Source organism: Okeania sp. SIO2B3, from assembly GCF_010672525.1.
In the GTDB taxonomy this organism is placed as follows: domain Bacteria; phylum Cyanobacteriota; class Cyanobacteriia; order Cyanobacteriales; family Microcoleaceae; genus Okeania.
In genome coordinates this window covers 202,202-208,571 of sequence record NZ_JAAHGH010000005.1, presented here as the reverse complement: position 1 = coordinate 208,571, position 6,370 = coordinate 202,202, and the positions used below count along the sequence as shown (strand labels likewise).

At 33.0% G+C, this 6,370-nt stretch carries 3 protein-coding genes; all 3 read left to right on the top strand.

The window, feature by feature from the left end; genetic code table 11:
• Nucleotides 1-1,059: 1,059 nt before the first annotated feature.
• The 3 genes from F6K15_RS06490 (at nucleotide 1,060) to F6K15_RS06480 (ending at nucleotide 5,615) form a co-directional block, all read left to right on the top strand.
• Complete coding sequence (locus tag F6K15_RS06490) at nucleotides 1,060-3,222, top strand: tetratricopeptide repeat protein (RefSeq protein ID WP_293058574.1); 2,163 nt, start codon at nucleotides 1,060-1,062, stop codon at nucleotides 3,220-3,222.
• Between the two features lie 435 nt (nucleotides 3,223-3,657).
• Nucleotides 3,658-5,013: an ion transporter gene (locus tag F6K15_RS06485; RefSeq protein ID WP_293058571.1), complete on the top strand. Its 1,356-nt coding sequence runs from the start codon at nucleotides 3,658-3,660 to the stop codon at nucleotides 5,011-5,013.
• 2 nt (nucleotides 5,014-5,015) lie between these two features.
• Entirely contained in the window at nucleotides 5,016-5,615 is a 600-nt protein-coding gene (locus tag F6K15_RS06480; RefSeq protein ID WP_287523315.1) for a tRNA-(ms[2]io[6]A)-hydroxylase, read from the top strand.
• Nucleotides 5,616-6,370: the final 755 nt, after the last annotated feature.

Here is a 6,370-nt window from a genome sequence, read left to right as displayed (position 1 = left end):
TATAGTTAAAAGTTTTGTCTATAGCTGAATGCTGAATGCTGATAGCTATATCAAAATTAATGAAATAATTCTGGGAATTATTTGAGGTTTAAATTTAATTTTTGGTTGAAGTTGACGCAATTTTTTTCCAATCATTGAAATCTTCCTGATTTAATATTAAATACAAAAAATAATACTACATTTATTATCAGCTTTAGGGCTGAAAGTTGAGGAAAATAGTAACAGAGCAAGTTGATATGAAATACAAGTAATTCTGCTATTTAAGACTTTCCAGATATCCCCATCTCTCTATCTATTGATGAATTATCTGGTAAGCATTCCGCAGGAAATGCTTACATTATCTGTAGTAAAGATTAAGCTATTTCATATTAGTTATAGTACTACGCATTAAAATTAGGAAAGCTAAGAAACTTCAAAATATTACAGTTAAAAGTTTTGAGCCTAGCTGAATGCTGAATGCTGAATGGTTATAGCTATATCAAAATTAATGAAACAATTCCCAGAATTATTTGAGATTTAAATTTAATTTTTGGTTGAAGTTGATGCAATTTTTTTCCAATCATTGAAATATTCCTTGTTTAATATTAAATACCAAAATTAATACGATATTTATTATCAGCTTTGGGGCTGAAATTTGAGCGAAATAGTAAAATAGCAAGTTTATATAAAATACAAGTAATTATGCTATTTATGACTTTCCCTATCTTCCTATCTATCTATCTCTTGATAAATTATCTGTAGCAAAAATTAACCTATTTCATATTAGTTATAGCACTACGCATTAAGATTAGGAAAGCTAAGAAACTTCAAAACATTACAGTTAAAAGTTTTGATTCTATCTGATAACGCAGTTTCTCCGATAGGAGGCTAGTTGATAGCTGTTTGCGGAGCATTCCGTAGGAAATGCTTATCGCTATATCAAACATTTTTACCCAAAACTAAACATAGGATAACTCAAATATTGCGCCTTAGAGGAAAGACCTATATTCTCTCGTCCTACTCAGGTACAAAATATGATAAATTTTAACCTTTAATTAGATAGCATAGACTTTTTTTCCAATGAATATTTCTTCCAGTTCTCCCCATTCACAAACCCCAAATTTTCAGGCATTAACAGCACAAGCTGAACTTTATTATGCCCAGGGACAATTATCAGAGGCGATCGCTTGTTGTCGTCAGTCTTTAAATCTACAACCGAATTGGGCCTCGACTTATGTGACCCTAGCAAATATTATCCAGGCCCAAGGTAAAATTTCGGAAGCAATTAATCTATATTATCGGGCAATAGAACTTAATCCTGAGTTATGCCAGGCTCATGTTAATTTGGGCAGTATGTTTTATCGTCAGGGAAAGCTGGATGAGGCGATCGCTTGTTACAGAAAGGCGATTCAACTACGACCAGATATGGCCCCTGCTTATTGGAATTTGGCCAAAGTTTGGCAGCAACTGGGCAAGTTAGATGAAGCGATCGCCTCACAAGAAAAGGCATTAAAATTAAATCCTAATTTGGGTGGGGTTGAGGTTAATTTAAACCAGGGATATAAGTTAGCTGAAGAGGGAAAGTTAGATGAAGCTATTGATAGTTGGCAAAGGGCAATTACAGTTAACCCAAATTTAGCAGAAGCTTATAGTCAAATTGGCATTATTTTGAGGAGTCAAGGTAAGTTTTCTGAGGCTATTAAATATCTGAAAAAAGCGATTGAAATTCAGGATAATTATGCTACAGCACATCAACATTTATGTGGCATTTTTCGGGATGGTAATAATTATGTAGTTGCCAGAGAAGCAGTTACTAACTATTATCAGCAATGTGGGGAAATAGATCCGATTATGACTGGGATATATTTGATTAGTATTTATCAAGTATCAGGCTTAAATGAAATTGCTAAAGATAGATTTTTTGACCTTGAAGCTAAATTGAAAGAGGATATGACTATTGTCAAAAAAGTAGTCGATATAAAGGCTTTATATGGAAATTTTCTTTTCAGTGTTCCTTACTTAAGAGATGATATTCAAGCCAACTCTGACCTCTACAGATCGGTATCGAAAATTTATAGACAATTTGTCTTCAAGCCTCAAAATAATAATTTTGTTACTCCTGTTAATTTTGACAATAAACATCCATTAAAAATTGGCTTCATATCTAACCATTTCAATAGACATTCCGTCGGTTGGTGTAGCCTTGATATTATTCGAGAGTTAGGAAAATTAAATACAGAAATATATTTATATTCAACGGAACGTCTTAAAGCAGATGACCAAACTCAAAAATTTAGCCAAGCTGTTACTAAATTATATGTACCGAAAAAATATCCTCAAGGAAGCGTCGATGTCCGGGAAATTATTACCGAAATTCAGCAAGATAAAATAGATGTATTGATAGATTTAGATTCTTTGAGCTTACCAATTAATACACAGATTTTATATTATAAACCTGCACCTGTTTGTATGTCTTGGTTAGGATTTGATGCTCCTTACATATCTGAGAATAATTATTTTCTGTGCGATTTACATACTCATCCCCAAGACCGAGATAAATACTATATGGAAAAATTAGTTAGGATGCCAAATTCATTTGTAGCAACTTCTGGTTTTCAAAGAATAGAAACAAATAGAGCTAATTTAAGAAAGTCTCAAAGGATAGGTTTAGACCAAATTGTTTATCTTTGTTTAGCACCAGGGAGAAAATTTAACCGAGATTTAGTCAAAGCACAAATTGCTATCTTGAAGCAAGTTCCTAATAGTATATTAATTCATAAAGCATTAGGAGATATAGAAGTATTTCAAGCAGCTTATCATCAAGCTTGTAAAGCTGAAGGTGTAAGTATTCATAGGATTAAATTTATAGAAAGATTTCCCACAGAAGAAGAACATAGAAACATCTATTCTTTAGCAGATATTATCCTTGATTCTTATCCTTATAATGGTGGTACTCACACTTTAGAAGCTTTATGGTTTAATTTACCAGTTGTCACCCTTGCCGGAGAACAATTTTTATCTAGAATGGGTTATTCTTTTTTACAAAATTTAGATATTAAATTAGGCGTAGCATGGTCATGGAATGAATATATTGATTGGGGTGTAAAATTAGGTCAAAATCCTCATTTACGTCAGGAATTTGTTGATAAATTAGTTAAATCTAAAGAACCAGAAAATTTAGCGCCATTATGGAACCCGAAAAAATTTGCTCAAGATATGTATAATACAATCGAAAAATTATGATACTTATTCCATTTGTTGGATATAAAAAAAGTAAATGAAAATAGTTGAAGAAGGAAGAAGGAAGAAGGAAGAAGCAAAAAGTGGATAGGGACTCAAACCCCAACCAATTTTCAACACCGTGTAGACCGTGGGGTATTAAACCCAAAATAAATAGATAAAAATTTATTTTATTCTAGCTAGTTAAAATACCCAGCAACATGAAAATTGGGTGGCTGTTCAAGAATTAAGAATTAAGAATGTAGAATTACCTCTTCTTATAAATAAGAGGATTGGATCAAAGGATTTTTTTTCTTATCAAAGAGCATATTCCTTATTTCAAGCCTCCTTATTGCAGAGGTACTGTTAGCGTAGCTCCTCCGGAGGAGGCTAACTGTTAACTGATAACTGATAACTGAAATTACCTGTCCCCTGCTATAATTACTCAAGAAAAATAAAGTGAAAATTCCCACACTTCATCCCGATAGTAAATTTATTAGATTCTGGCAAGTATTAATTGTATCCATTACTATTTATAATGCTTTCATAATCCCATTTAGAATTGCTTTTAAAAATAGATTTGATGGTATCTGGATTATATTAGACATTATAGGAGATGTAATTTTAATTATGGATATATTTATTCGATTTCATATTGGCTACTTTGAGTACGGAGAATATATTCAAGACAAAAAAAAGATTGCTCAACGTTATCGAATTCGACTCTTTTCAAGACATTTAGTAGCTAGCATTCCCGGAGATTTAATTGCCAGAATAATTGCACCCAACTCACTATTTATTATTGCTTTATTGAGATTCCCTCGTTTATTACGACTACCCCAATTTTATCGAATTTTTAACAGGTGGGAAACTAACATAAATATTAATTCTACCTTGATTAGAATGTGTAAATTAGTCATACTAATTATTTTAATTACTCATTGGGTAGCTTGTATCTGGTTTATGATTGGCAGTTGGAAATCTAATGCTGAAAATTCTTGGTTGATTAGTAATTCTCTACAATCAGCAAGTAGAAGAACTCAATATATTAATTCTCTTTATTGGGCAATTACAACTCTGACTACTGTCGGATATGGAGATATTACTCCCGCCACTGAAATTGAAATAATATTTACTTTGGTAGTCATGTTTTTAGGGATATCTATGTATGCTTATATTATTGGTAATGTATCTTCATTAATATCTAACTTAGATGCTGCAAAAGCCAGATATAGAGAAAAATTAGGGCAAATTCAAACCTATATGCGGGAAAATAAAATTCCCCCTGAGTTACAACAAAAAATCAGAGATTACTATCAATATAGGTGGATTGAAAATCGGGATATTAGGGATTATCATATACTCGAAGAATTGCCTTATTCTCTCAAAATGAAACTAGCACTACAATTACACAAAGAAGTAATTGAAAAAGTGCCTATTTTCCAAGGAGCAACTAGACATTTTTTTGAAGAAATAGTCATGGCTTTAAAACCTGAAATATTACCACCTAATGAATATATAATTCGGGAAGGAAATTGGGGTCATGAAATGTACTTTATTAAACGTGGTTTAGTACAAGCCTTCTCAGAAAAAACTGGTATTATATACAGGAATATGGGTGCAGGTACATTTTTTGGAGAAATTGCTCTAGTATATGAACAACGACGTACTGCATCAATCATCACATTGACTTACTGTGAATTATTTATTTTAGAAAAAGATGACTTGAAAAAAGTGTTAGAAAATTATCCAGACTTTGCAGCTAATGTAAAAAAAACAGCAAAAGAACGTTATGAAAATGAACACAAGGAATAAATATGCAACTAACAAAAACACCAACCATTAAATATATTAAACAACCAACTTCACAAGCTTGGATAGAACAAGCGATCGCCAATTTAGACACTATATTATTAGACCATTCTCACTGCGAAAGAAAAGCAGCAGGAGTAGCTTTAAATTTAATGTTTCGCTATCCTTCAAGTACGAAACTTATCAAAAAATTAACAGCTATTGCCAAAGAAGAATTAGAACACTTTGAACAAGTAAACCAATGGTTAGAACGTCGTAATATTCCATTAGCTCCTCTAAATTCTCCTCCTTATGGAGCAGCTTTAAATAGTAAAGTTCGGCGAAATGAACCAGAAAGAATGTTAGATTTATTATTAGTTTACTGTTTAATTGAAGCTCGAAGTCACGAACGTTTAGGCTTACTCGCAGATTACTGCCCAGAACCAGAGCTAGCAAAATTTTATCGTAGTTTAATGGCATCTGAAGCCAGACATTATGGAATATATTGGATTTTAGCTACAACTTATTTTGAACAAGAAAAAGTAGAGGAAAGATTAGAGGAATTAGCCATATTTGAAAGTGAAATTCTCAGCAATTTACATCCAGAACCACGCATCCATAGTTAATTAGGGTTTGCAGCAAAAAGTCTTTTTTTAGGAGTAGGGGAATAGGGGAATGGGGGAGTGGAGAGTAGTTAGGAGGAAGGGATAATAGAATTTAATTAGGAGCTAGTCAGATATATTTATCGATCGTGATTTTTCTGCAATTATTCTGCCTTTTATGCTAACTTTTTGAGGATTTTGGGCTGAAAATCTGGCACTTTTTTCAACCAAAAAAGGCTTTGGCTAATATCAGTCAATGCTTTGAGATTTAATTGGTAGAGCAATAGTATCATGTCCGGTTGAACAGTTATAAATAAATAGCGACGGAGTCCTCAGGAGTCAGGAGGGAAGGAAGAAGGAAGAAGAAGGACTGGAGTTGAAGGAAAAAGTTTTTTTATCACTAATTATCCGGACATGATATAACTAGCTATCCTATCAAATCCGGTTGAGTACTACTTATTATATAGTTTGGGTAGTAGGGGAATGGGGGGAGTAGGGGAGATTGAAGGCTTGAAGCCTAGATAGAATTATGAACAGATTCTATATCACCAGATTCTATATCATCCAAAAATTTCCATAACTATAACGTTGCAGTTTCGGTTCTAACTCCTGCTCATAACTACAACGTTGCAGTTTAGGGTCTGACCCCTCATTTTGTCTCGATCACCAGATTCTATATCATCCAAAAATTTCCATAACTATAACGTTGCAGTTTCGGTTCTAACTCCTGCTCATAACTACAACGTTGCAGTTCAGGGTCTGACCCCTCATTTTGTCTC